Annotated in this window: 17 protein-coding genes; 4 read left to right on the forward strand and 13 right to left on the reverse strand. The window is 36.8% G+C overall.

Translation table 11 applies throughout. The features are described 5' to 3' along the window. Positions 1 to 117 precede the first annotated feature (117 nt). The 12 genes from MTP08_RS07050 to MTP08_RS07105 all read right to left on the reverse strand — a co-directional run bounded on the left by MTP08_RS07050 (position 118) and on the right by MTP08_RS07105 (position 17,682). Entirely contained in the window at positions 118 to 2,601 is a 2,484-nt protein-coding gene (locus tag MTP08_RS07050; protein WP_243577678.1) for a glycoside hydrolase family 95 protein, read from the reverse strand. A 17-nt stretch (positions 2,602 to 2,618) separates the two neighbouring features. Further along, a complete protein-coding gene (locus tag MTP08_RS07055) occupies positions 2,619 to 3,893 on the reverse strand; it encodes an MFS transporter (RefSeq protein WP_243577679.1) in 1,275 nt (424 codons plus the stop codon). After that, complete coding sequence (locus MTP08_RS07060) at positions 3,894 to 4,529, reverse strand: bifunctional 4-hydroxy-2-oxoglutarate aldolase/2-dehydro-3-deoxy-phosphogluconate aldolase (protein WP_243577680.1); 636 nt, start codon at positions 4,527 to 4,529, stop codon at positions 3,894 to 3,896. After that, a complete protein-coding gene (locus tag MTP08_RS07065) occupies positions 4,526 to 5,533 on the reverse strand; it encodes a PfkB family carbohydrate kinase (protein WP_243577681.1) in 1,008 nt (335 codons plus the stop codon). The genes MTP08_RS07060 and MTP08_RS07065 overlap by 4 nt, the downstream gene beginning before the upstream one ends. Before the next feature lie 3 nt (positions 5,534 to 5,536). Beyond that, the gene (gene uxaC / locus MTP08_RS07070; RefSeq protein ID WP_243577682.1) at positions 5,537 to 6,955 is read right to left on the reverse strand and encodes a glucuronate isomerase; all 1,419 of its coding nucleotides are present in this window, start codon (positions 6,953 to 6,955) and stop codon (positions 5,537 to 5,539) included. A 31-nt stretch (positions 6,956 to 6,986) separates the two neighbouring features. Continuing rightward, positions 6,987 to 7,802 (reverse strand): SDR family oxidoreductase, encoded by an 816-nt coding sequence (locus MTP08_RS07075; RefSeq protein ID WP_243577683.1) that lies wholly within the window; start codon positions 7,800 to 7,802, stop codon positions 6,987 to 6,989. Positions 7,803 to 7,838: 36 nt separating this feature from the next. Continuing rightward, complete coding sequence (uxuA, locus tag MTP08_RS07080; RefSeq protein WP_243577684.1) at positions 7,839 to 9,014, reverse strand: mannonate dehydratase; 1,176 nt, start codon at positions 9,012 to 9,014, stop codon at positions 7,839 to 7,841. Between the two features lie 79 nt (positions 9,015 to 9,093). After that, complete coding sequence (locus MTP08_RS07085; protein WP_243577685.1) at positions 9,094 to 11,055, reverse strand: RagB/SusD family nutrient uptake outer membrane protein; 1,962 nt, start codon at positions 11,053 to 11,055, stop codon at positions 9,094 to 9,096. Between the two features lie 11 nt (positions 11,056 to 11,066). Then, positions 11,067 to 13,949, reverse strand: a complete 2,883-nt coding sequence (locus MTP08_RS07090) for a SusC/RagA family TonB-linked outer membrane protein (RefSeq protein WP_243577686.1) — start codon at positions 13,947 to 13,949, stop codon at positions 11,067 to 11,069. Between the two features lie 64 nt (positions 13,950 to 14,013). Continuing rightward, complete coding sequence (gene xylA, locus MTP08_RS07095) at positions 14,014 to 15,342, reverse strand: xylose isomerase (RefSeq protein WP_243577687.1); 1,329 nt, start codon at positions 15,340 to 15,342, stop codon at positions 14,014 to 14,016. A 111-nt stretch (positions 15,343 to 15,453) separates the two neighbouring features. Continuing rightward, positions 15,454 to 16,938 carry a xylulokinase gene (locus MTP08_RS07100; RefSeq protein WP_243577688.1) on the reverse strand — a complete coding sequence of 495 codons (1,485 nt, stop codon included), beginning with the start codon at positions 16,936 to 16,938 and terminating at the stop codon, positions 15,454 to 15,456. A gap of 18 nt (positions 16,939 to 16,956) precedes the next feature. Next, on the reverse strand, positions 16,957 to 17,682 hold the full coding sequence (locus tag MTP08_RS07105; RefSeq protein WP_243577689.1) for an NUDIX hydrolase: 726 nt from the start codon (positions 17,680 to 17,682) through the stop codon (positions 16,957 to 16,959). A gap of 851 nt (positions 17,683 to 18,533) precedes the next feature. Here MTP08_RS07105 and MTP08_RS07110 point away from each other — a divergent pair. Then, on the forward strand, positions 18,534 to 19,229 hold the full coding sequence (locus MTP08_RS07110) for a VIT1/CCC1 transporter family protein (protein WP_243577690.1): 696 nt from the start codon (positions 18,534 to 18,536) through the stop codon (positions 19,227 to 19,229). Positions 19,230 to 19,264: 35 nt separating this feature from the next. Here MTP08_RS07110 and MTP08_RS07115 read toward each other — a convergent pair whose 3' ends face one another. Then, positions 19,265 to 20,113, reverse strand: coding sequence for a hypothetical protein (locus tag MTP08_RS07115; RefSeq protein ID WP_243577691.1), 849 nt, complete (start codon positions 20,111 to 20,113; stop codon positions 19,265 to 19,267). A 105-nt stretch (positions 20,114 to 20,218) separates the two neighbouring features. Here MTP08_RS07115 and MTP08_RS07120 point away from each other — a divergent pair, with 105 nt between their 5' ends. The 3 genes from MTP08_RS07120 (at position 20,219) to MTP08_RS07130 (ending at position 24,031) form a co-directional block, all read left to right on the forward strand. Then, complete coding sequence (locus MTP08_RS07120) at positions 20,219 to 21,370, forward strand: ABC transporter ATP-binding protein (protein ID WP_209391097.1); 1,152 nt, start codon at positions 20,219 to 20,221, stop codon at positions 21,368 to 21,370. Positions 21,371 to 21,391: 21 nt separating this feature from the next. Continuing rightward, positions 21,392 to 23,257 (forward strand): hypothetical protein, encoded by a 1,866-nt coding sequence (locus tag MTP08_RS07125; RefSeq protein ID WP_243577692.1) that lies wholly within the window; start codon positions 21,392 to 21,394, stop codon positions 23,255 to 23,257. A 168-nt stretch (positions 23,258 to 23,425) separates the two neighbouring features. Continuing rightward, complete coding sequence (locus tag MTP08_RS07130) at positions 23,426 to 24,031, forward strand: DUF2911 domain-containing protein (RefSeq protein ID WP_209391095.1); 606 nt, start codon at positions 23,426 to 23,428, stop codon at positions 24,029 to 24,031. Positions 24,032 to 24,033 lie beyond the last annotated feature (2 nt).

Consider the following 24,033-nt stretch of genomic DNA (forward strand, 5'->3'; position numbering starts at 1 on the left):
GCAGCCCGACCTGAGTGGAGCTCTTTTTGCCGCAGCGTAGCGGAGGCAAAAAAGCGGGAACGGAGGGCGGATAAAGCTGCCCAAACAAAAAAGAATATTCTCATACCATTTAGTATTTTATTTCATTTTTAAAATATAAGTTTTCCCTGCTTCTGTCGGCAAATCGTAGATGAATCTTTTGTTGGTTGCCGGTTGTTTGTCAGTTGTTGGCTTTGTGTCATTCAGTTTGGCTTCTGGCGAAATCAGAGGTTTTTTGATATTTGGAATTTCAAAAAAAGGATTTGGGTTTTTGCCATCGGCTTTGTTCAGTTGTAGATTCCCTAAAAGTTGAATTTCATTAGGAACTCTTAGTCTGCAATTGCCTCCGAGTGTTGATTTTATCTTGATTTCTTTGGCTTTGTTATTTTCCCAGACGAGGCTCACCTCAAAGCCACCATAGGCTCTAAGTCCGGTAATTTTCCCGTTTTTCCATTCGTCAGGAAGCGCCGGAAGAACATCGATAAAGCCATTCTGAGTTTGCAAAAGCATCTCGGTAATCCCGGAAGTGCAACCGAAATTTCCATCTATCTGGAATGGCGGATGCGCATCAAAAAGGTTGGCATAAGTTCCGCCTTTTTCGCCCCAACCATCTTTTTCTACGAGCGTTAATTGGTCTTTGATTAATTTATTGGCGTGGTTACCATCCAGCAATTTTGCCCAGAGATTTACCTTCCAACCCATACTCCAACCTGTGGAAACATCGCCACGATGGAGCAAAACAGTTTTGGCAGCCTCCAACAATTCTGGCGTTGTAAAAGGATTGATTTGATTGGAAGGGAAAAGTCCGTACAGATGCGAAACGTGCCTGTGGTTGTCATCCGGGTTGTCCCAATCTTCTGCCCATTCCTGCAACTGGCCGTATCTTCCGATTTTCATCGGTTGTAATTTTGAAAGGATTTTGTCCCAAACCGGGATTTTTTCTGAATCAAAATTTAAAATCTCCGCTGCTTTTTTAGTTTTGGAAAACAAGTCGAACATTAACTGATTATCCATCGTGTTTCCGGCTGCCAAAGCGCTTCCCTGGTGCCCCTTCGGAATATTTTCGGGAGACATGGACGGACTAACCACCAGCCAATGATGCGTCGGCTCTTCAATTAAAAAATCTTCGTAAAACTGAGTCGCAGATTTCAGGACCGGATAAATGGATTTGAGATAGTTTTTGTCCCCGCTGTACAGATATCTTTCCCAAAGATGTTGCGATAGCCAAGCCCCTCCCAAAGGCCACAGCCCGGCATTGGCGAAGTCTATAACACCAGTAATGCGCCAAATATCGGTGTTATGATGGGCTACCCAACCACGGCTTTTGTACATTACTTTTGCCGTTTCTTTCCCAGATTCGCTCAGATCTTTTATCATCTCAATCAGTGGCTCGTGCATCTCGGGAAGATTGGTTTTTTCGGATGGCCAGTAATTCATCTCTGCATTGATGTTGATGGTATACTTGCTGTCCCAAACCGGTTTGTTAGAGTTGTTCCAAATCCCTTGCAGATTGGCAGGCTGACCGCCAGGTTGAGATGAAGAAATCAATAAATATCGTCCAAATTGGTAGTACAGCGAAATGAGTTCGGGGTCGTAGGTTTTTGCAAAGTTTTTTACCCGAATATCGGTGGGTTGTTTTGCCGCTTCGGAGGTTCCTAAATCAAAATAGACTCTTTTAAAATATTTCTGATAAACACTCAGATGATTTTCCAGTAAAGTTTTATAGGTCTTGCGCTCTGCTTCTACAATGTATTTTTTGCTTTTGGAAACCTCATCAGTATCCAGAGTTTTGTAATTGGTAAAGTTGGTTGCAATAGAAATTAATATTGTTACTTCGTCAGCATTGCTTACAGAAATTCCTTTTTCTGAAACAGAAGTTTTTCCACCTTTATTGATGATTTTTGCCAATGCATTGAATTTCACCTGCCCCGGAACGCCGTCTAATGTTGAAGACAATCCGTCCATTTGCAGAGTGTTGGCATTAATGGCTTTGCTGTTTTTTTTGAGTTCGCCATCAAAATTAGCTTTGAAACTGAGTGCGTTTCTATGGTCAGAACTTAGTCTGATAACCATTACATGATCCGGAATCGAAGCGAAAATTTCTCTTTTAAAATTAATTCCGTTAGAAGTAAATGTCGTTGTGGCAATGGCTTTTTCGATATCTAATTCCCTGTAATAATTTTTAACATCATTAAGATTACTGAAATCGAGTATAAAATCACCAATATTCTGGAATGCCGAGCCGTGAAGTGATTTTGCCGTTAAGCCTTTGTCCGCAAGGATCTGAGCTCTTTTATAATTCCCGTTAAATAAATAATAACGGATAGAATCCAGAACTTTTGGGCCGTCAAGATTATCATTCCGGGATGGGCCGCCCGACCAGAATGTCCCTTCGTTCAGCTGAAGTTTCTCCCGGGCAGGATTGCCAAAAACCATAGCGGCAATCTTACCGTTCCCAATTGGCAAAGCCTCTACCCATTGAGCCGCTGGCTTATCGTACCACAACTTATTTTTCCCTTTTTGGGCAAAGGAAAACAGGCTGATAAGCAAGCTAATGATGAGTATGGAAGGTTTGGCGTTCATTGGATATCAATATAGATTTAAGTCATTTTTTTCCTATTAATCAACCAAATAATTCCCCACGCAGCGATGTAAGAAATTCCGGCGATGAAAAATATAATATTATAACCACCGTTGATATTACCTGCTTTTTTGAAGGTATCCAAAATAATCCCGATGAAAAGTGGAAACAAAATTCCTGCAGCAGAACCGAGCATTCCTCCAAATCCAATCACAGAACTGACATAATTATTCGGTAATTTGTCTCCAACTGTCGTCATCAGATTGGCGCCCCAACCTTGGTGTGCTGCTGTGGCAAAGGCAATGACAATGGTAATCAGCCACATATTTTCGACATATTTGGAGAACATTACCGGAACAACCATCAGTGCAAATAATAGCATCGTAAAACTTCTGGCTCTGCCAATTGCCCAGCCTTTTTTGATTAAATAGGAAGACAGATATCCGCCGCCAATACTGCCGATGGTAGTGCCACTATAAATTATGATAAGCGGGATGGACGGCTTGGTTAAATCCATTTTGAAAACGTCTGCAAAGTAGGCAGGAAGCCAAAACATAAAGAAATACCAAATGGGATCCGTTAGGATTTTCCCAATCGCGAAAGTCCAGGTGACTTTGTATTTCAGCAGTTCAGATAACGGAACTTTGGACTGTTCTTCAGTTTTGCCTTGTTGGTCGCTTTTTATATATTCTAATTCTTCTTTGCTTATATTCTTTGATTTTTCAGGGATTTTATAAAATCTCCACCAAAGTAAAATCCAAAATAATCCAAGAGCACCAATCCATACAAAAGTTTCTCGCCAGCCGTAATGCCCCAAAATATACGGTACAAGAAGTGGCGCCAAAATCGCACCAACGGTAGCTCCTGAATTGAAAATCCCCGTCGCCAAAGCTCTTTCTTTTTTAGGAAACCACTCGGCAACCGATTTGATGGCAGCTGGGAAATTTCCGGCTTCGCTGATTCCCAATGTGCTTCTTGCTATAATAAATCCAACCGTACTTTTCACAAAACCATGACCAATAGAGGCTAAACTCCAGACAATCAGAGAAACCGCATAACCAATTTTGGTTCCGAATCTGTCGATAAAGCGACCCATTGCCAGATAACCAATCGCATAAGTGGTGGTGAATGCCATCACAATGTAACTGTAATCTTTCTCATCCCAATGGAATTCTTTTTCCAAAACAGGCTTTAGCAATCCCATCACCTGCCTGTCGAGGTAATTGATGGTGGTGGCGAGAAATACCAGAGACAGCATAAACCATCTTAGGTTTTGGTTTTTTGGCGCTTGCATTTAGTTTTGATTTAGTTGATGTAACAATTGTTTTACGGTGGACGTCAGCTCTTCCGCCACTACGTCTTTTTTCACCAACGCACTTCCCAATCCGACGGCACAAACGCCGCCGCTGAGCCACTCATTAATGTCATTAACATCAGTAGAAACGCCGCCTGTTATCATAAATTCCATTTCTGGGAAGAGCGGTTGTATGGATTTAACATACTTTTTTCCGACCACATCACCAGGGAAAATCTTCACCATACGAATCCCGTTTTGAAAGGCAATATTGACTTCTGAAGGCGTAAAGCATCCCGGAATTAAAAGGATATTCTGAGCGAGTGCGTGCTTTACCAATTCGTCAGAAATAACAGGTGTAATGATAAAATCTGCTTTCGCTGCAACAAAATCATCCAATTCTTTCGGGTTCTTTACCGTTCCGATTCCGAGTAAAAGTCCTGGAAATTCGGTGGAAGCAATCGTCTTCAGTTTTGTGAAATTTTCTAAAGCCTGAGCACCGCGATTGGTATATTCGATAGCGCGGATTCCTGCGTCGTACAAGGCTTTAACAATTGTTTTGGAAACTTCAAAAGCGTCATTGTAAAACAAAGGAACAATCTTTTGGTTCTTTATGGTTTGGAGTATAGGGTTCATCGTTTTTCGATATTAATAGTTTCGTCAATGGTATCGCCTTTTACAAACAATTTTTGGAAAGCGACTTTTGTGGCATCTTCTAAAATCTGTTGAGAAAGATTTTCTTTTAAAAAGCCGTGGATTAAGGCTGCCATAAAAGAATCGCCGCTGCCTACACGTTCTTCAATTTTATCAGAATGGTATTGTTGGGAAGTCAATAATTGACCTTCTGAATACAACGTTGCATAATAATCAACGCCATCGCCTTGCGTAAAACGGAACGTATTGGCAACCGTTTCTACATTGGGATATTGGTTTTGAATTTCTATAGCTGATTTTTCGGCCTGCTTTGTTAAATTTTCGTCATCAAAATTTCCATTAAGCTGATAGTCAATCGGGATTTCTAAAAACTGCTGAATTGACCAGATATTCCCCATCAAAACAGTCACAAATGGCATCAGATTTTTAATTTTTTCTGCTGGATTTTTGCCCTGCCAAAGCGTAGCACGATAATTCAAATCCAAGGAAACTCGGATGTTTCTTGATGCTGCTTCTTTCATCAATTCCAGACATTTTTGGTAAGCATTTTCACTTAAAGCCGGTGTAATGGTACTGATGTGAAGCCATTTAACATTTGAGAAAATATCATCCAAATGGTTTTGAGAAAAATCAGACTCAGAAAAGACGGAAGGAAAACGGTCGTAAATGACCTGAGCGTGTTGCATATCACCATCAGAAGACAAATAGAATGAGCCAATTCTCCCTTTGCTTTTCTCCGCAATTATTTCAAATCCTTTGTTTTGAAGCTGATTTTGAAGCTGTTGCCCTAAAAAATTTTCGGGTAAAACAGAATATAGTTTTACTGGATTTTTCCATTGTGCCAAAGCAGAAGCTACATTGTACTCTGCACCCCCGACATAGATTTTCATAGACTGTTCATTCAGCCAATTTCCTTCCGAATCCGGTGCAAAATGGAGCAACAATTCTCCAAAACATAAGATTTTATCTGAAGTTTCGTGCGTCATTTTTTAAAAATTAAAATAATCTTTAGCATTGTTATAACAGATATCCTGAATGATTTTCCCTACCCATTCTTCGTCATTGGGCAACAAACCCCGCTCCATCTCGCTGCCAAACATATTACACAAAAGTCTTCTGAAATAATCGTGACGAGAGAAAGACAACAAACTTCTGGAATCCGTTAGCATTCCGACAAAAGTGCTGATAAGACCAATGTTCGACAATGTATTCATCTGCTTTTTCATACCGTCCAACTGGTCCAAAAACCACCAGGCTGCACCGAACTGAACTTTAGATTTGATGCCAGCTTCATTGAAATTCCCTGCTAAAGAAGCCAAAACCTCGTTATAAGTAGAATTAAGGTTATAAATAATGGTTTTTGTGAGTTGACCGGACGAATTGAGCTCATCCAAAAGAACGCTCATTCTTTGGGCAAAATATTGATCGCCAATCGCATCGTAACCCGCATTAATTCCGATTTTCCTTAACATATCAGAATTATTATTTCTGGTGGCTCCCACGTGAAATTGCTGCACCCAGCCTTTTTCGTGATACATTTTGCAGAGTTCTTTCAAGAGATATCCACAAAGCGCTTCTGGGTTGGAAAAGGTTTTGGTGTTGCCTTTTAGAAAGTCAGCAAATTCGGTTTCAAGATTATGGTTCCAAAGTGTGGTATCCGGGAAATATTCGAATCCGTGGTCGGCAACTTTTGCGCCAGATTCGGCAAAATATTGGATTCTCGACTGTAAAGCATTCAGCAAATCAGAAGCAGATTCGATTGTAACGCCACAGACACTTTCTAGTTTTTTGATGCCCGAAAGATAGTGTTCCGGATTAATGATATAGATGTAAACATCCGGACGAAATGCCGGTAAAACAGCCGTTTCAAAACTACTGCTTTTTAAGGCTTTATGATAGGCTAAATCATCGGCAGGATCGTCGGTCGTACAAAGTGTCGTGACCTTAAAATTCCTAATTATCGATTGCGGTAAAAAATCTGCCGTCTGCAAGCGTTCATTCATCTGATGATAAATAGAATCTGCATTTTTTGGCGAAAGATACTCTTGGATTCCGAAAGGGTTTTTAAGCTCTAGATGTGTCCAATGAAACAAAGGATTCCTAAGCGTATTTGGCAATACTTCTGCCCATTTTTGGAATTTTTCAAAATCTGAGGTTTTCCCGGAAATGAATGATTCATCAATACCAAAATTCCGCATTGCACGCCATTTATAATGGTCGCCATCCAACCAAATTGCCGTTGGAGAACGGAAATTTTGATTGTTAGAAATCACATCCGGCTCCAGATGATTGTGATAATCAATAATTGGCATCTCTTTAGCATAGCCGAAATAGAGATTCTCAGCCTTTTGGGATTCCAATAAAAATGATTCTCCGAAAACTTCTTTAGGATTAATGAAATTGCTCATTTTAAATTATTAATCTGAAACTTAATTAAAATTACACCCCGCTAAATGCGCTGAAACCACCATCAACAGGCAATAAAGCACCGGTGATAAAGCTTGCAGCGTCGGAGCATAGAAATTGAACAGCACCGTTGAGTTCTTCCACTTCACCAAATCGTTGCATCGGCGTTTTGGCAATTACTTTCTTGCTTCGGTCGGTTAAAGAACCATCGGGATTCAGGAGAATTGCGCGGTTTTGGTCGCCAATAAAAAATCCGGGTGCCACGGCATTAACTCTTATTTTATCCCCGAATTTCAGAGCAACATCAGAAGCCAGCCATTGTGTAAAATTGGTAATAGCCGATTTCGCTGCCGAATAGCCAGCGACTCTAGTAATCGCAGAATAAGCCGCCATAGACGAAATATTGACAATACTGCCGCTGCCCTGCTCCGCCATTACTTTCCCAAAAACGTAGCTCGGATACACCGTTCCGTTGATGTTAAGATCCGTGACCTCATCCCATCCGTCCATATTCATATCAAAAAACGATTGGTTGGGCGACAAAGTCGCAGTTGGGATATTTCCGCCGGCAATATTGAGGAGAATATCAATTTTACCGTATTTTTCAAGGATTTTTTTCGAGGCATTTTCCAGACTTTCCAAATTGAGAACATTGGCTTCAACCGCCAAGGCATCGCCACCAGAATCTGTGAGTTCTTTTATACAGGTGTCAAGCGTTTTCTGATTTCGTCCCAAAGCAACCACTTTTGCACCTGCTTTAACAAAACTTTTTGCAAGACTGCCACCCAAAACGCCCGAAGCACCGGTAATTACCGCAACTTTGTTTTCAATACTAAACATTTCTTTCATTTTTACTTTTCAATATTTATTCAAATCTGCAGCTTTTTATTCTTTATCTAATTCTGACCGCACTGCAGCCATCACCCCTTCAATTTGACCCAATGCCAACATTCTTCCTAAGAATGAGTAGCCCGGATTATAGCCTTTGTCGATATCTTCGGTTAGAAGTCGGCCGTGGTCGATACGCATCGGTAAAGAAGGATTTTCTTTTTCAAATACTTTGATGACCTCAATCAATTGCCCTCTTCCGCCCAAATGATGCGCTTCGATAAAATCACCATTATCAAAAACATTGGTGCTTCTCAGGTGCACAAACTTTGTTCTTGAAGCAAATTTTTGAGCCAGTTTTGGAACATCGTTGTTAAGATTTGCACTTAGTGAACCCGCACAGAATGTCAGTCCGTTATGTGGATTATCAACCGCATTGAGAAACCATTCGATGTCTTCTTCATTGGTAACGATTCTCGGTAATCCCAATAATGCAAATGGCGGATCGTCGGGATGTACACACATTTGGATGCCCCAGGTTTCACAAACCGGCATTATTTTTTCGAGGAAATATTTTAGGTTTTCGCGAAGCTGGTTTTTATCAATCCCATCATACAGAGCCAATAAATTGTTGAACTTCTCAACCGGATTCAGTTCGCCTTCTTTGATATTCCCGTTGACAAAACCTTGCGTTTTTACAATCACAGAATCTATTAAATCATTGTTATCGTTTTCTGTCAAAGTATTTTTTAATTCCTCAACTTTATTAAGAATAGCCTGATTATAATCTTTTTCTGCGCCTTCTCTTTTCAGAATATGGATTTCGAAGTAGGCAAATTTGGCTTTGTCAAAATACAAAGACGATGAACCATCTTCCCACTGGTAAAAAAGGTCTGTTCTTGCCCAATCCAAAACCGGCATAAAGTTGTAACAAACTGTTGTTACGCCTGCTTTCCCCAGATTTTCGAGACTTTTGATATAATTCTCAATTAAAAAATCGCGGTCTTCCCCTCCGTATTTGATTGCCTCGCTCACCGGGAGACTTTCTACAACCGACCAACGAAGACCGTGATTTTCTATGTAATTTTTATAATCTATAATCGCCTCCAAACTCCAGATTTCTCCGTTTGAAATATCGTGCAATGCAGAAACAATTCCTTCAACACCAATCTGGCGAAGTGTTTCTAATTTTATCTTATCTTTTTTGCCGAACCAGCGCCAAGTTTTTTCCATTATCTAATCATAATTAAAACAAAGCAGGTGTAGTTAGCACCCACTTTGTAATGTTAATAAGAATGTAAACTAATTTTAATTAATACCCTGGATTTTGGTATTTTGCTTTTTCATCTGCCGACATTTCACTCATAGCATCTAACTGCCCTTGAGGAATTGGTCTTAGATAATGATACGGCTGGATATTTCTAGTAAATGTTTGTGGTGTATGATTGCCATATGCTGTACCACCAATCTGATAGGTTGCACCATATTCTGCCCATTTCTGAGTTCTTACCAAATCGAACCATCTGTAAAATTCTCCGTAATATTCTCTTGATCTCTCTTGTAAGATATAATCTATTGTGATAACCGAAGGAGTTGCAGCTATCATTGCAGCACTATTATCAGCAATATAAGTAGCATTATTTTTATTGCTAAACCTCCATTTCCCTGCTCTTGCACGGATAACATTAATTAGATCTCTTGCACTCATTGCACCTGATGCACCTTTCACCGCTGCTTCTGCTGCAATAAAATAGAACTCAGAGAATTTTGCTACAGGGAATGGTCTGGTAATAGCCGCATTTGGATATCCAAGACCATTAGGATCATTAGTCTGATAAGGTCCTATTTTCCACAAACCTGGATATACGATTCTGCTGATTCCATTTGGAGAAATTACATAATCTGCTCTTCCTGGTAAAGTACCTGCACCAATATTATTTTGACCACTACCTGAAGGATAAATAATATTATTCATTTGTGAATCATCATCTAAAAAGCTTAAGATTGCACCCCCTACAGAAACAGGCAAATTATTAGCATTGTACATAGTTGTAAGAGATTCGTTACCTGTTCCGGTTTTTTGCCAATTACCTCTATAAGTAGTTACGAAAGTACCATCATAACGAGAATCATTAGTCTTGTCAGCAAATGTATTTTTGATCACTCCAATTGGCGGTGCCAAACGAACCCAAGGTCTTCCTAATGGTTGTGCTGCTTCTCTTGTTATAGGACTTGCAGAAACAAAAGAAGTCGCAGATTTACTACTTTTTATATTGGTATAGTTCCAAGTTTGCATCCATCCTGCAAAGTTATCTGGTGCCCATCCAGAACCGTATCCTACAGGATCTCCTTCATTATAGAAAATACTAGAAGCCGTATGATCTGCATAAAGCATTTCTTCTGAATTACGATCCTTAGAGCCTTCGTTTACGTCATAATATGTTGGCTGTAAAGCATAAGAACCAGGGCTGTTAATTCCTTCTAAAGACAAGTCATACGCTTTTTGGAAATACCATTGTGCATTATGCCCCGCCGGATCTACTCTCGGAGTATCCGGATAAGTAGGAATGTTATTTGGGTTTTGCAACCACCACCCGTATGTTAAATATGCTTTTGCCAGATATAATTTAGCAACATTTTTTGTTACACCACCGGTCACCCTAGGCGCTGCCGGAAGATTATCGATTGCTTTAAGCAAATCAGGAAAAATTGCTCTAGTATATACTTCTGGTACTGTATTTCTCTTAGATCTAGTTGTTGGAGAAATATTAAGTGCTAGTTCTCCTGAACCTAAATCTAATGGTGCCCCTCCGTAAGTTTGTACCAATTGGAAATAATAAAATCCTCTGAAAAATCTTGCCTCAGAAACAAGAGATTCTGCAATGCTAAATTTCGGACCTCTCTCAATAATTCCGTTTGCTGTATTGATATACGGGAAAACCGAACCCCAAACCATACTTGTAGGAAATGTGTTTGAATTGATCGCATTAGCTGCACCCGTCATGTCTAGGTCTTTAAAGTTACCATCTGCACTTTGTCCCCAAGTAGCTTCATCGGTACCATTTTGAGTAGCACTCATATAATAACCATTACCATAGAGTAAACGTAAACTTCTGTACAATGCGGTAACTCCTGAGGTAACTCCATCTGCAGAATTGAAATAATCTACCGTATATCCTGATCTCGGCTGTTCGTCTAATACTTCATTACAACTAGATAATGATAATGTACATACCAGAACTCCTAATACTATTTTTTTGTTGATTTTTATCATGATTATGTGATTTAAAAAGATAAATTAATTCCCATTATAAAACTTCTTGTTGCAGGATTGTTCGTCCCAATAATAAGCTGACGGCTTTGATATCCACTTACAGCCTGATTTTGATCTCCAGTTGAGTTTGGCTCTGGATCCATGCCCGATTGTTTGTGGTATGGAGAGAATAATACTAACGGATTAGTAACTGTGAAATAAATTCTTAGATTATTAAGACCTAAGTCATTAAGATATTCTTTCTTTAAATTATATCCTAAAGTTAGAGTTCTTAGTTTTAAATAAGAACCATCGAAAAGTGCCAATGTTGAAAGGTATTTTGCATTATCACCACTTTGCAGACCTCCAGGTTTTGGGTATCTTGCGTTCGGATTATCATCAGTGTAATAATCTACATCCACATTATTTCCTCTACCGGTTAATCTATTGAGATATCCTGCAGAACCATAAATTGAACTAATAAGAACTCCTCCTTTTTGGAATGCACCTACAGTGCTTAATTCAAACCCTTTGTAAGCAAATTTCATATTAAATCCACCTTGCCATTTCGGATTGGTATCAATAATTTGTCTGTCTTGTGGTCCTATTGCTCTTTCTGGTGTACCATCTGCTTTATAACCTCCTGTGTAAAGCACTTTAATCATACCCGGCGCAGCTCCAACTTGAGGCTCTAAAATATTGAGATAAGGATCTCCTTTTTGCCATAAACCAACATATTGATAATCGTATAAAGCATTAATATTATGACCTACAAACCAAAGATTTCCTTCATCTCTATCACGTCCGGAAGCAATAGAAAGAATTTGGTTTCTGTTAGCATACCAGTTAACACCAGCATCCCAAGTAAATCCGTCATCTTTACTATCAATAATAGTTGCATTAAGAGATGCTTCCCATCCTTTATTTTCAACATCACCAACATTTTCTAGTACCCCTCCAGGAATTCCTGCAGATGGCGGAAGACCTTTTCTTTGTAATATTCCAAATGTATGGGTATTATAATATTCTACAGTACCAGTAATTCTATTATTTAAGATGCCAAAATCGACACCTGCATTATGTGTTTTAGAAAATTCCCAGCTTAAAGATGGATTGGGAGATGTATTAATAGAAACTCCACTTGCATAACCTGCTCCAAAGTTGTACGGATTAACGTTAAGTGCTCCTAAAGTTGTATAGGGACTAATTGCTTGGTTGGATGTCTGCCCCCAACCATATCTCAATTTAAATGAATTGATAAACTTTATATTCTGCATAAAGCTTTCATTAGCTACATTCCATCCCACAGATATTGCCGGATAGGTATGCCACTTGTGACCTTCTGCCAATACAGACGAAGCATCTGCACGTACTGTACCTGTAATCATGTACTTATTATCGAAAGTGTACATAGCTCTTGCCATATAAGACATCAAACCACTTCTACCATAGTACTGATCTCCAGGATTAACTGTAATATCCGTTTGAGGAGACTGCCCAAGATTATAATATTGGAAAAAATCTGCAGGTACATTTTTAGCACTCATAGAACCACCCATCCAGGTATTCTGCTCAGAAGAATATAAACCTACAGCATTAATCTTATGTTTACCAAATGTTTTATCATAGGTTAACAAGTTTTCGAGCGTCCAATGGTAGGTTTGGTCATTCCTTTTACCAGCAGAAGAGATTGAACCTGGATTTGTATTGAAAACACCCACACCAACATAATTACCTCCATTGGATGTTCTAAAATCTAAACCTACGTTAAGACGGTATTTTAAACCATCAATAGGTAATTTTACTTCTCCATAAAAATTATTGTAAGACGAGAAAGCTTTAGTTTCATCTACATATTTATCTCCAAGAGCTTCTATACTTTTTCTAGTATATACCCAAGCCTGATCCATATTGGATGACATCGTAAGAGTTCTTCTTAAATTTCCAAGTTCGTCATAAGGGCTTGCTAATGGAGAGTATCCTAATGTTGGAGCAGAAGCAACACCATTACCTTCAGATTTTACAAAGTTAGAATTTGTGGTAAATCCAAATTTAAAACTCTTTCCCACCTGCTGATCTAGACCTATTCTTAGAGCCATACGCTCGTAGTTTTGTAACGGTACTATAGCATCTTGTTTTAGATAAGACAAACCAACATTATAATTACCGCCATCTGTACCTCCAGACACTCCAATATCGTGGCTGGTCATTATCGCAGGTTTGTAATATAATTTCTGCCAGTCGGTATCAGTGCCATCTTTCTCACTATCTCCATTCTTAATCAAATCACCGGCATCATGTCTTAACTGAGTAAGTTGAGCCGCATTCATCATAGGATATCTGGAAAAAAGTGTCTGAAAACCTGTGAAAGAATTATAGGTAAATCTTGGCTTTTGACCTTTTGCTCCTCTATTTGTAGTCACTAAGATAACACCATTGGCACCTCTTGATCCATATATAGCCGTTGCTGATGCATCTTTTAGGATATCAATACTTTTAATATCACTAGAGCTGATGTCTCCCAAAGAACCTATAAAAGGAATTCCGTCTAAAACTACTAAAGGATCGTTTGCACCGTCTGATAGAGATCTGGAACCTCTAATTCTAATTTTCATTGTAGCACCTGGCCTACTCGAAGTTTGATTAATATCTACACCAGCTGTTCTACTTTGTAATGCCTGAGTAATGTTAGTAGTTGGCACTTCTCTAAGTGCTTCACCTTTAACTGTAGCCACAGATCCTGTAACTGCTTCTTTTCTTTGAGTTCCATATCCAATAACCACAACCTCCTCAATCTGCTTTTCTTTCGTAACGGTATCCTTTTTACTCTGAGCATAAGCCATACCAGACGGCAATAAAGCCATCGCAAAAAATAATGCAGCTCTATTGGTTTTACTTAAATGAAATAGATTCATAATTATTATTTTTAAATTAGTTTAGGAGGAACACTAAATTTTTCAATTCAGTGTTCCTATATTTTTAGATATACATATTTACAATAGCCTCAAACAATTCCTGTTTTCCGCTTTTTGGCATTGGTTCACCAGATTGATGAGCAATTTTCTGAAGGTCTTCCAAAGTAAGTTTCCCTTCTTCGAATGCTTTACCGTTACCATTATCGAATGATGAATATCTTTCTGTTCTCAATTTTTTGTAATCCGAATTTTCAAGAATATCAGCAGCTACCAATAATCCTTTTGCAAAAGCATCCATACCTGAAACGTGTGCAATGAAAAGATCTTCTGCATCGGTAGAATTACGACGGATTTTTGCATCGAAATTAACACCGCCTTTTCCTAATCCACCCGCTGGAAGAAGAACCAACCAAGCCTGGATCATTTCCAAATAATCTACCGGGAACTGGTCTGTATCCCAACCGTTTTGGTAATCGCCTCTGTTCGCATCAATACTACCTAACATCCCTGCATCTACAGCTGCCTGAAGCTCGTGCTCGAAGGTATGACCAGCCAATGTAGCGTGGTTAACTTCAAGATTCAGTTTGAAATCTTTATCCAATCCATAATGTCTTAGGAAACCGATTACTGTTTCTGCATCGTAGTCGTACTGGTGTTTTGTAGGTTCCATCGGTTTTGGCTCGATCAAGAAATTACCTGTAAAACCTTGGCTTCTTGCATAATCGCGAGAGATGCTAAGAAAACGTGCAAGATGCTCTTTTTCACGCTTCATATCTGTGTTCAAAAGGCTCATATACCCTTCTCTACCTCCCCAGAATACATAGTTTTCGCCGCCTAATGCAATCGTTGCATCGATAGAATTTTTAACCTGAGTTCCTGCGCAAGCCACAACATCAAAGTTAGGATTGGTAGAAGCTCCGTTCATATAACGCTCGTGTGTAAAAACGTTAGCTGTTCCCCAAAGTAATTTGATACCCGTTTCTTTTTGTTTTTCTTTAGCGTATTCTACAACCTCCTGAAGATTTTTTTCGTAGTCTTTCCAGTTATCAGCCGGATCTACCAAGTCGATATCGTGGAAACAGTAGAAATTGAATCCCATTTTCTGCATAAACTCAAAACCTGCATCCATTTTATATTTTGCTCTGGAAACGGCATCTGTAGATTTGTTCCAAGGATGATGAATGGTAGATGTTCCAAAAGGATCGCTTCCATCCGCACATAGTGTATGCCACCAAGCCATAGCAAATCTTGTCCAGTCTTTCATTGGTTTTCCCATTACTACTCTATCCGCTTCATAATAGCGAAATGCCAATGGATTTCTGCTTTCTTTACCTTCAAATTTGATTTTGTCGATACCTGTAAAATACTCTTTTGTACCTGTTAAAGTGTTCATATATATTTAATTTATTTTTTATTTAATTGCTTAAAATTGATTTGAGAATCCCTTCCCTATTGATTTTTTTCATCAATAAGTATTGTAAAAATTCCTTTGAAAAATGATTGATTATACTATTTCGCTAAGATGTCTTTTCCACCTGTCGTAGGCTTCCAGATACTGATCTCTTTTTTCTAATTGTGGTTCTATGACGGCTATTTTTTCTAATGACGAGAAGGCTTCTTTGGTATTGGCATAAAAACCGATTCCCATACCTGCGGCTCTTGCAGCACCAACCGCACCGTCTGTATCATAAAGCTCAATCACGGCATTACTCACTCCCGCCAGTGACTTTCGGAAAATTGAACTTAAAAACATATTGGCATTTCCTGCACGGATGACCTGGATATCCATCCCCATATTTCTCATAATGTCCATCCCATATTCATAAGAGAAAACAATACCCTCTTGAGCAGCACGTAAAATATCGCCTTTTGAATGGATGTTAAAATTAATCCCGTGGATAGAACAGCTGGTATCTTTATTTTCTAAAACCCTTTCTGCTCCGTTTCCGAAAGGGATAATGCTCAGACCTTTTGCCCCAACCGGTGATAAAGATGCGAGATCATTCATATCGCCGTAAGAAGCCAGAGATGTTGCGAAGTTATGCTTCAGCCACGAGTTTAAAATTCCTGTTCCGTTGATGCAAAGCAAAACGCCCAATCTTGTGAGTTCCTCGGTATGATTAACATGAGCAAATGTATTGACTCTTGAAAGCTTATCGTAATCCAACTGATCCAAAACACCGTATACAACTCCAGAAGTTCCTGCTGTAGAAGCAATTTCGCCTGGATTGAATACATTAAGCGATAAAGCATTATTAGGCTGATCTCCTGCTCTGTAAGAAATTGGTGTACCTTCCTTTAAACCTAATTCTGCTGCTGCTGCTGCTGAAACCGTTGCCTGAATTCCGAAAGTTGGCACGATTTCCGGGAAAAAGCTTTTAGGAATTCCGTAATAATTGATAACATCTTCGGAGATACAGTTATTTTTAAAATCCCAGAAAATCCCTTCTGAAAGACCTTCAACAGTAATTCCTATTTCTCCCGAAAGTTTCATCGCGATATAATCTCCGGGAAGCATTATTTTATCAATTTTATTAAAAATCTCAGGTTCATTTTCCTTTACCCAGGCTAGTTTTGATGCTGTAAAATTTCCCGGTGAGTTAAGAAGATGAGAAAGACATTTTTCTTCACCAATTTCCTTAAAGGCTTTTTCGCCATAAGGTACGGCACGGCTGTCACACCAGATAATGGAAGGTCTCAGTAAATTCTGATCTTTATCAACCAGAATAAGACCATGCATCTGCCAAGTAATCCCGATACCTTTGATGTCTTCTGCATTAATGCCAGAATGATGCATTACAGATTCGTGGGCAAGTTTAAGATTGGTCCACCAGTCTGCAGGATTTTGCTCTGCCCATCCCGGATTGGCTGCCATAATTTTCATCTCCTTTTTGGGAGAAAAATCTGATGCAATAATTTTTCCGCTGGAAGCCTCAATGAGACAAACCTTTACAGATGAACTGCCGATATCGTATCCTAACAAGTACATATTTGAATTGGGTAAATTTTATTTAATAAGTTTTGAATTGTTTTTTTTAAAAATTTTTGCATCAAACTTGTAATATCTTGCAGCGCGGTGCGAAACGTTTTTTTCGATTTCTTCCAGTGGAATAATGTAGTTGAATGATGAAATTTTTTTATGAAAATTTTTAATATCTATGTATTTTTCGCTTAAAGCTGAATAAAGCTGATAAAGTTGTCTTATGGTAAACTTTTTCGGTAATAGTTCGAAAATGATCGAGAAATCCGATTCTATCCATTTTCTAATTTCTACCAGAGATTCTTTGATAATTTTATTATGATCGAACGGTAAAGCCGGAACTTCATCTATTGGATACCAATCTACTGTACTATATTTAGAACTGTTAATTTTATGATCTATCTTACAAAGAGAAAGATATGCAACGGTTATAATTCTGTCTATATCATGTTTATACTCTGTTCCCATCCATTTTATATCACTTTCATTACTGGCTCTCATAGGATCTGCAAAGCATTTAAACTGTTTCAAAACCATTTTCTTGATTCCTGTAAGTTCATGAAGAACTCTTTGGGCAGCATCATCTACATCTTCTTCACTGAATATAAGACTTCCCGGAAGTTTGATCTGTTTTTTTTCTGAATCATCTTCATCATGTTTTTGAACCAATAGTATATTGAGTCTGTTTTCGTAATCAAATCCAAAAACAACACAGTCAACAGATACATAGGTATGAATGAAATTCGGTTTCATAAAATGTTAACATTTAGGTAACATTACAAATATAAAAATTCAAACGAATAAAAAAAATTATTTTATCATTACTGACTGCATATCAGTAAATTAGATATCTATTTTTTATGATAAGTTTTGTTACAAAAATATGATAAGCTTATCATATTTTATACACTTTAACAAATCATAAATATTGAATTTACAATTAATTAAATCGAATATTAAGAAATTGAATACAGCCTTTTTAGTCTAGGTAATTATATGATAACAAATGATAAAAAATAATTATAAAAAAAATAATGATAAGTGTAATAAAAACACTTTTTAATACTAAAAGTGGGTGTTTTTTTGAGAAAAATTTTACCAATTTGCTATGTAAAGAATGATAATTTTAAGAAAATTAGAATTAATTTATAAAATAATAAGAGTGATTGCAATTAACATTCCATTTAAAACAGTTCCAAAATAATAATTAATATAAAATTAATTTTTCAGGAAATTTTCGCATTTCAAAATCTTCATTACAATAAATTGATTAAAACAATAAATTCTGAATTTCATTAACAAAAACCGATAAATACCCCAAGTAAAATAAGTAAAATAAGTAAAATAATTAAAATTTTAATAAATCTAAAATTCATTATTATATTAAAAATCAATAAAAGATCAATAAATTTAATAAACACCTTTTTTTAAATTCTTATTGATATTAAATATTATCAAATCTTTAATTCTGAAACATATCATTGAATTTCAATATTGAAATTCAAGCAAACTCAAAAATTCTTTTGTAATTTGCTTTCAGAATATTTTTTGTAATTATTTCGCAAAACTTTTAATTTAATTATTTTAATTTTAGTTTTATTTTGATGAAACATCAACTGGAAAAACATTATGTAAATCGTGTAGGATGGCTACGTGCTGCTGTTTTAGGTGCTAATGACGGTTTGCTTTCCACAACGAGTATTGTAATAGGTGTTGCCGCTGCAGATCCTAGCCGACAATCTATCATTTTAGCTGCTTTGGCAGGAACTATTGCGGGTTCAATGTCTATGGCTGCAGGAGAATATGTTTCTGTAAGCTCACAATCTGACACCGAAAAGGCAGATATAGAAAGAGAAAAAAAAGAACTTGAGGAAATCCCTGAAATCGAACTTCAGGAACTGGCAAAAATATACGAAAGACGTGGAGTAAGCAAAGAAACGGCTATGCTTGTCGCAAAAGAACTCACCAATCATAATGCTTTAGAAGCCCACGCAAAAGACGAATTAGGCATCAACGAAATTACTGAAGCAAAACCGCTTCAGGCATCCATTGCTTCTTTTTTCTCATTTCTTTCCGGTGCGGCGTTACCAATGATTCTTGCAGTTTTTGCTCCAGAAAGCGACATGGTATATTACCAGTATGGTTTTTCTATTATTTTCCTAATGATTTTGGGGGCTGTAGCAGCAAAAACAGGTGGTTCTAAAGTGGGTATCGCAATGGTAAGAATCTGTTTCTGGGGTACTGTAGCAATGGCTGTTACTGCAGTTGTTGGGCACTTGTTTGGAGTAAATATCAGATAAAAAATTAATTAGAATAAATTATAAAAGTTTTTACTCTAATTAATCTTATAATAGGGTTCATCAAAATATTTACTCGGTTTAATGTAAACGATTTTCCTGTCTTTATCGAAAATCCAGTTGAATCTACGCATAAGATCGGCAGCAAAATAGTTAGAATGCTGAGTTTTAAGATCTCCTGTAAAAAAGCCTGCACTTACCTTCTTCAAAACGATATTTCCAAGTTTTAAAAAAGGTAAAATACCTTGCTTTGTTGTAACGGTTTGTCCGGCAGAATTCTTGAGTGACTTTTCTCCCGTAATTTTCAGTTTTTCGTTCAGATGATGAGCTTCTGCGAATTCGTTACTATAAAGCAAACCGCCCGAATACCCCGACTGAAGAAGAAAATATGCTTCCTGTTGCTGATCTACAATGATGTTATCTGCCACAATGAAAAACTGACCATTTTTAGCATAGAGATTCATAGGTTGATAACCTTTTAAGTCGGGCACTTTATCATAAATAACGAATTGACTATTATCATAATCAATCTTAAAATATTGGTCTTTAAAAATCCCGGTTCCTATTTTACCATCAGCTTCATGACCGGTGAGTTCATTATCAAAAAAACGGATGTTTTTGTAAGTCTTTTTGCCTATTTTAACCGTATTCCCATCACTTATTTCGTCCTTAAAAATAATATGATCTGCCTTTCTAATTCTTTGAGGAGAAATAGAAGCATCTTCCATCGCAATCTGAAACATGAGATCCAGAGAATCTTTTTTATTGACTAAAGATTTAACAATAATATTATTGTACTTTGAGATTCTGAAAGGTATTGTCTCCTGAGCTTTAAAGAGGTTTAAACTCAAAGCAATAATGATAAAAAAAATAAAATTTCTACTCATGATTTACATCTAAAAATATCATCAAATATAAATTAAATTTTTCTCACCATTTAGATATACATTTTAGCTTAAAAATATTATCTTCGGTTAACTTAAACAAAACAAATGACCAAACATCAGCAAAGAGTAGCCGAAGTATATCATTTTTTCGAGAATAAAGATACTGTTCTGGGATTCAGAAAACTGCTGGATTGCGCCATGGATACACAAAACATGGAAATCTACAGACAAGCAATAGAACTTACAGACTGGAAAGAAAAATTCCCAACATACATCGACGAACTCGTTGAAAAATCGAAAAATCTTCTTCAAAATATAGAAAAAATTCCTGTAAAAGAACATTCTTTGGAAAAATCGGTTTTAAGAGCCAGAAATATTTTAAAATCTTACGGAAGCAACCGTTTTTCTCTCGGTCCTATCTCTGTAGAAATTAATAAAGGACAAGTTTATGGTCTGGTTGGGGAAAACGGAAACGGGAAAACTACCCTTTTGAGAATTTTAGCCAAAGAAATCTCTTATAACGAAGGCGAACTGAATTACTCATTTAATGAAGAACCAAAAAATGATTATGATCTTCGTACAAAGCTGGTATATATCCCTCAGCGTACAGAAAAATGGTATGGAAGTCTGAAAGACAATTTAAAATTTGTACTCTCTAACTACGGAATTCCTCCGGAAGAAAATGAAACCCGAACTTTGATGATGATTGCTAGGCTCGGCTTGTGGAATTACAAGCACCTGAAATGGAGCGAACTCTCTTCCGGGTATAAAATGAGATTTGAATTAGCCAGAACACTGCTTAGAAAACCGGAAATTCTTTTGCTTGATGAACCTTTGGCAAATCTTGATGTTTTGGCTCAACAGGTAATTTTGGAAGATTTAAAATCTATTGCCAATTCGGTAAACAATCCTATCGCACTTATTCTGAGTTCTCAGCAATTGTATGAAGTGGAAAAAGTTTCGGATAAAGTTATTTTCCTTAAAAACGGTCAGTATAAAGATAATTCTGAATTGCAGTCTTCAGAAAACACCCATTTAATCATAGAAATAGACACTCCCGAATCGCGAGACAGACTATTGGAGATTTTCGCAGCACTAAATATTGAAAAACTGAATTTTAATGGTGGAATTTTTGTGGCTTATTTTTCTTCTCAGACTCAGTTCTCAGAAGTAATGAAGGCTTTAGGAAACGCCGGTGCAGAAATCGTGTACATCAGAAATATTTCATCTTCCACAAGAAGATTTTTTGTAAACTAATCTTCTTAAAATTATTCTACAATGCAAAAAATACATCAATTCAACCAATATCTGCTAGAAAAATATCCATCTATCTGGAATACCAGAATCGTATGGATGCTTTTGGCTAGTTTCGGAGTACATATTCTGTTTTTTATAATTGGCTATCTTTCTCATATAGATCCTGTTTCGCTACAGAAATACAGTGTAAAAAATGATTATTTTACAGATGGCGTTTTCTTTGTACATCTTATTATTTCTATTTTAATGATTGTTGGATGGCTTCTTATGATGCTGAAAAACAATGCATTCAAAAACTTTTATCCTTCTACAAAAGGAAAATTATTTGCTCAGTTTGTACAGTATTTCATCATTATTTTTGCGGGAACAACTTTTTTCTTTTCTTACAAGACTGGTTTCAGAGTTTACATCAATCAAAAGTATTCTGATCAGGAAATGGTGAAAGACATAGATGTTATTAACAGAAGCTATCCATTTTTAGCTCAAAGTCTGGAAAATTACACCTTAGATAACCGTCTTTTTCCTAAACCTTTCCAAGATTTATATTGTGAAACCGATATTGATAAAATAGAAAGAAACCAAAAATATTTTGTTTATTACGACAGAGTTTATCAGTTTTATTCTGTGTATTCTAAGACTTCATTCAAAAAAAACAAAAATGGAGATTTTATTATGCCGGAGCCTGAAAATTCTTTAAAAACACCCATCGCCTATTCCGAAGAAAAAGATAATTCTGAGATCTATTACTTCAAAAAAAATGTTGTAGATCTTTCTTCATACATTACTACAACCGGGCTTACGTATTATAATTTCTCTAATTTGCTGTATGATTACAGTTATCAAAATGCAGATTATGACGTAAGAGCTGTTGAAGACAATAGTTTATACCCATATAAAAATGCCGAAAACACCTTTCTGAAAACAAAAAAAGCGGCTATTAACCAAAAAACGACAGAACTTTTAAACAGAAAAAAACCTGCAGAACTGGAGAAATTACTAAAAGACTTTCTCGAAATCTCTAAAAAATACAGAATTCGTACAAATCTGGATGCTAAAATATGGGCAAAAATGGTTTACTCATCACAAAATCCCAATTTTGAAGTGCGATATTTTATTCGGGACTACAAACCAGGTAATAATGATGATGATACCTATTCTGCTGTAACTGTAGATTCGGTATCGGCTTCTGTAGACGAAAGCGGAAACATTGTAAGCGACAGTGTTAAAATCAGAGAATTCAATCCTAAAATTAATGAAGAAATCTCTCCAAAAGATTATTTTAAAAACAATCTTACCAATTACTATTATCACACAGAAAACATTAAAGATGTTCTTCAAAACATCGATTTTGTGAAAAATGAAGATTTTGTTTCAGAAAATATTCACATTTATTTATGGATTGCATTTTTTCTTTCTGCATTAATTTTCAGCTTCAGAATTACAGGGTTAAAATCACTTTTATTCAGCATAATCAGTGCGGGACTTTTGGCTTTGGCAGTTACCTTAATTAGTGTTTTTTATAGTGTTGTGGCTAATGGCAAAGCTGAAGTTTTCATACCTTATCTTTTACTCTTTATTGCATTTGCGATACTTCTTCCACCTATTTTTAATCTGAAAAACCTTAATAAGATGGTCTCTTCTATTTTAATCAATATTTCTATTAATGGTTTTGTTTTATTGCTTCTCTTAATTTTCGCAATTATCAGTATCCATCAGACTGCAGATTGTCGAGGAGAAATTTACGATCATGCTACAGGAAATAAGACATGTCTTACCGTATTCGATTCTCTTGGTTTAGGAATTAGCTATATCATTCTTTTTGGTGGATTTATTTTTATATACCTGTATTCATCGATCATCCAAAAATGGAAAGCGATGCCAGAATAATCACTTTAAAACTATCTTATTGTAAAAACCTCTTGAACTCATCATGAGGTTTTTCTTTTTTCGATGCTAAATTTCCGAAGATGATTATTATTGAATTTAACAAATTTTATCAATCTCAAAAACCAATTTGTAATATCCATTTCGTAATTTTAGCAAAATTTAAAAAAAGTGAAAAAGTTATTATTGGCAGTTTGCATATCCGCTTCCGTTTTCAGTTTAGCACAAGATTATTCTGTACCGGCGGCAAGTCCGCGACAAAAAGTTGAACAGCAGTTTTCTATGTCTAAAATTACCGTAGATTACGGAAGACCAGGAGTAAAAGGCAGAAAAATATTCGGCGAACTCGTTCCTTATGGTCAGGTTTGGAGAGCAGGAGCCAATTCTTCAACAAAAATTACTTTCGGGCAGTCTGTAAATTTCGGTGGAAAAACAATTCAGGCAGGAACTTACGGTTTGTTTATTGTACCTACCGAAAAAGAATGGAAAGTTATTTTAAACAAAGATTTCCAACAATGGGGAGCATATACTTACGATCCTAAACAAGATGTTTTGGATGTAACGGTTCCGGTAAATAAATTGGCAGATAAACAGGAATGGTTTGAAATCACCCTGAATCCTACTGATGAAAATTCAGGAAACTTAGTCATTAAATGGGATATGGCACAGGCCGAAATTCCATTGAAACCTGCAAAACCAGATGCAGTAACCAAAATTGCAGAAAAACTTAAAGAAATTAAGAAGATTGAATCTGAATCTGCAAAGGCAAAGAGCTAATT

The organism is Chryseobacterium oryzae, assembly GCF_022811665.1.
GTDB classification, from domain to species: domain Bacteria; phylum Bacteroidota; class Bacteroidia; order Flavobacteriales; family Weeksellaceae; genus Chryseobacterium; species Chryseobacterium oryzae.

What these genes read in the sequence shown, in the direction of transcription:
- MTP08_RS07050 (WP_243577678.1), bottom strand. Translation starts at nt 2,601, where the DNA reads ATGAACGCCAAACCTTCCATACTCATCATTAGCTTGCTTATCAGCCTG.
- MTP08_RS07055 (WP_243577679.1), bottom strand. Translation starts at nt 3,893, where the DNA reads ATGCAAGCGCCAAAAAACCAAAACCTAAGATGGTTTATGCTGTCTCTG.
- MTP08_RS07060 (WP_243577680.1), bottom strand. Translation starts at nt 4,529, where the DNA reads ATGAACCCTATACTCCAAACCATAAAGAACCAAAAGATTGTTCCTTTG.
- MTP08_RS07065 (WP_243577681.1), bottom strand. Translation starts at nt 5,533, where the DNA reads ATGACGCACGAAACTTCAGATAAAATCTTATGTTTTGGAGAATTGTTG.
- uxaC (WP_243577682.1), bottom strand. Translation starts at nt 6,955, where the DNA reads ATGAGCAATTTCATTAATCCTAAAGAAGTTTTCGGAGAATCATTTTTA.
- MTP08_RS07075 (WP_243577683.1), bottom strand. Translation starts at nt 7,802, where the DNA reads ATGAAAGAAATGTTTAGTATTGAAAACAAAGTTGCGGTAATTACCGGT.
- uxuA (WP_243577684.1), bottom strand. Translation starts at nt 9,014, where the DNA reads ATGGAAAAAACTTGGCGCTGGTTCGGCAAAAAAGATAAGATAAAATTA.
- MTP08_RS07085 (WP_243577685.1), bottom strand. Translation starts at nt 11,055, where the DNA reads ATGATAAAAATCAACAAAAAAATAGTATTAGGAGTTCTGGTATGTACA.
- MTP08_RS07090 (WP_243577686.1), bottom strand. Translation starts at nt 13,949, where the DNA reads ATGAATCTATTTCATTTAAGTAAAACCAATAGAGCTGCATTATTTTTT.
- xylA (WP_243577687.1), bottom strand. Translation starts at nt 15,342, where the DNA reads ATGAACACTTTAACAGGTACAAAAGAGTATTTTACAGGTATCGACAAA.
- MTP08_RS07100 (WP_243577688.1), bottom strand. Translation starts at nt 16,938, where the DNA reads ATGTACTTGTTAGGATACGATATCGGCAGTTCATCTGTAAAGGTTTGT.
- MTP08_RS07105 (WP_243577689.1), bottom strand. Translation starts at nt 17,682, where the DNA reads ATGAAACCGAATTTCATTCATACCTATGTATCTGTTGACTGTGTTGTT.
- MTP08_RS07110 (WP_243577690.1), top strand. Translation starts at nt 18,534, where the DNA reads ATGAAACATCAACTGGAAAAACATTATGTAAATCGTGTAGGATGGCTA.
- MTP08_RS07115 (WP_243577691.1), bottom strand. Translation starts at nt 20,113, where the DNA reads ATGAGTAGAAATTTTATTTTTTTTATCATTATTGCTTTGAGTTTAAAC.
- MTP08_RS07120 (WP_209391097.1), top strand. Translation starts at nt 20,219, where the DNA reads ATGACCAAACATCAGCAAAGAGTAGCCGAAGTATATCATTTTTTCGAG.
- MTP08_RS07125 (WP_243577692.1), top strand. Translation starts at nt 21,392, where the DNA reads ATGCAAAAAATACATCAATTCAACCAATATCTGCTAGAAAAATATCCA.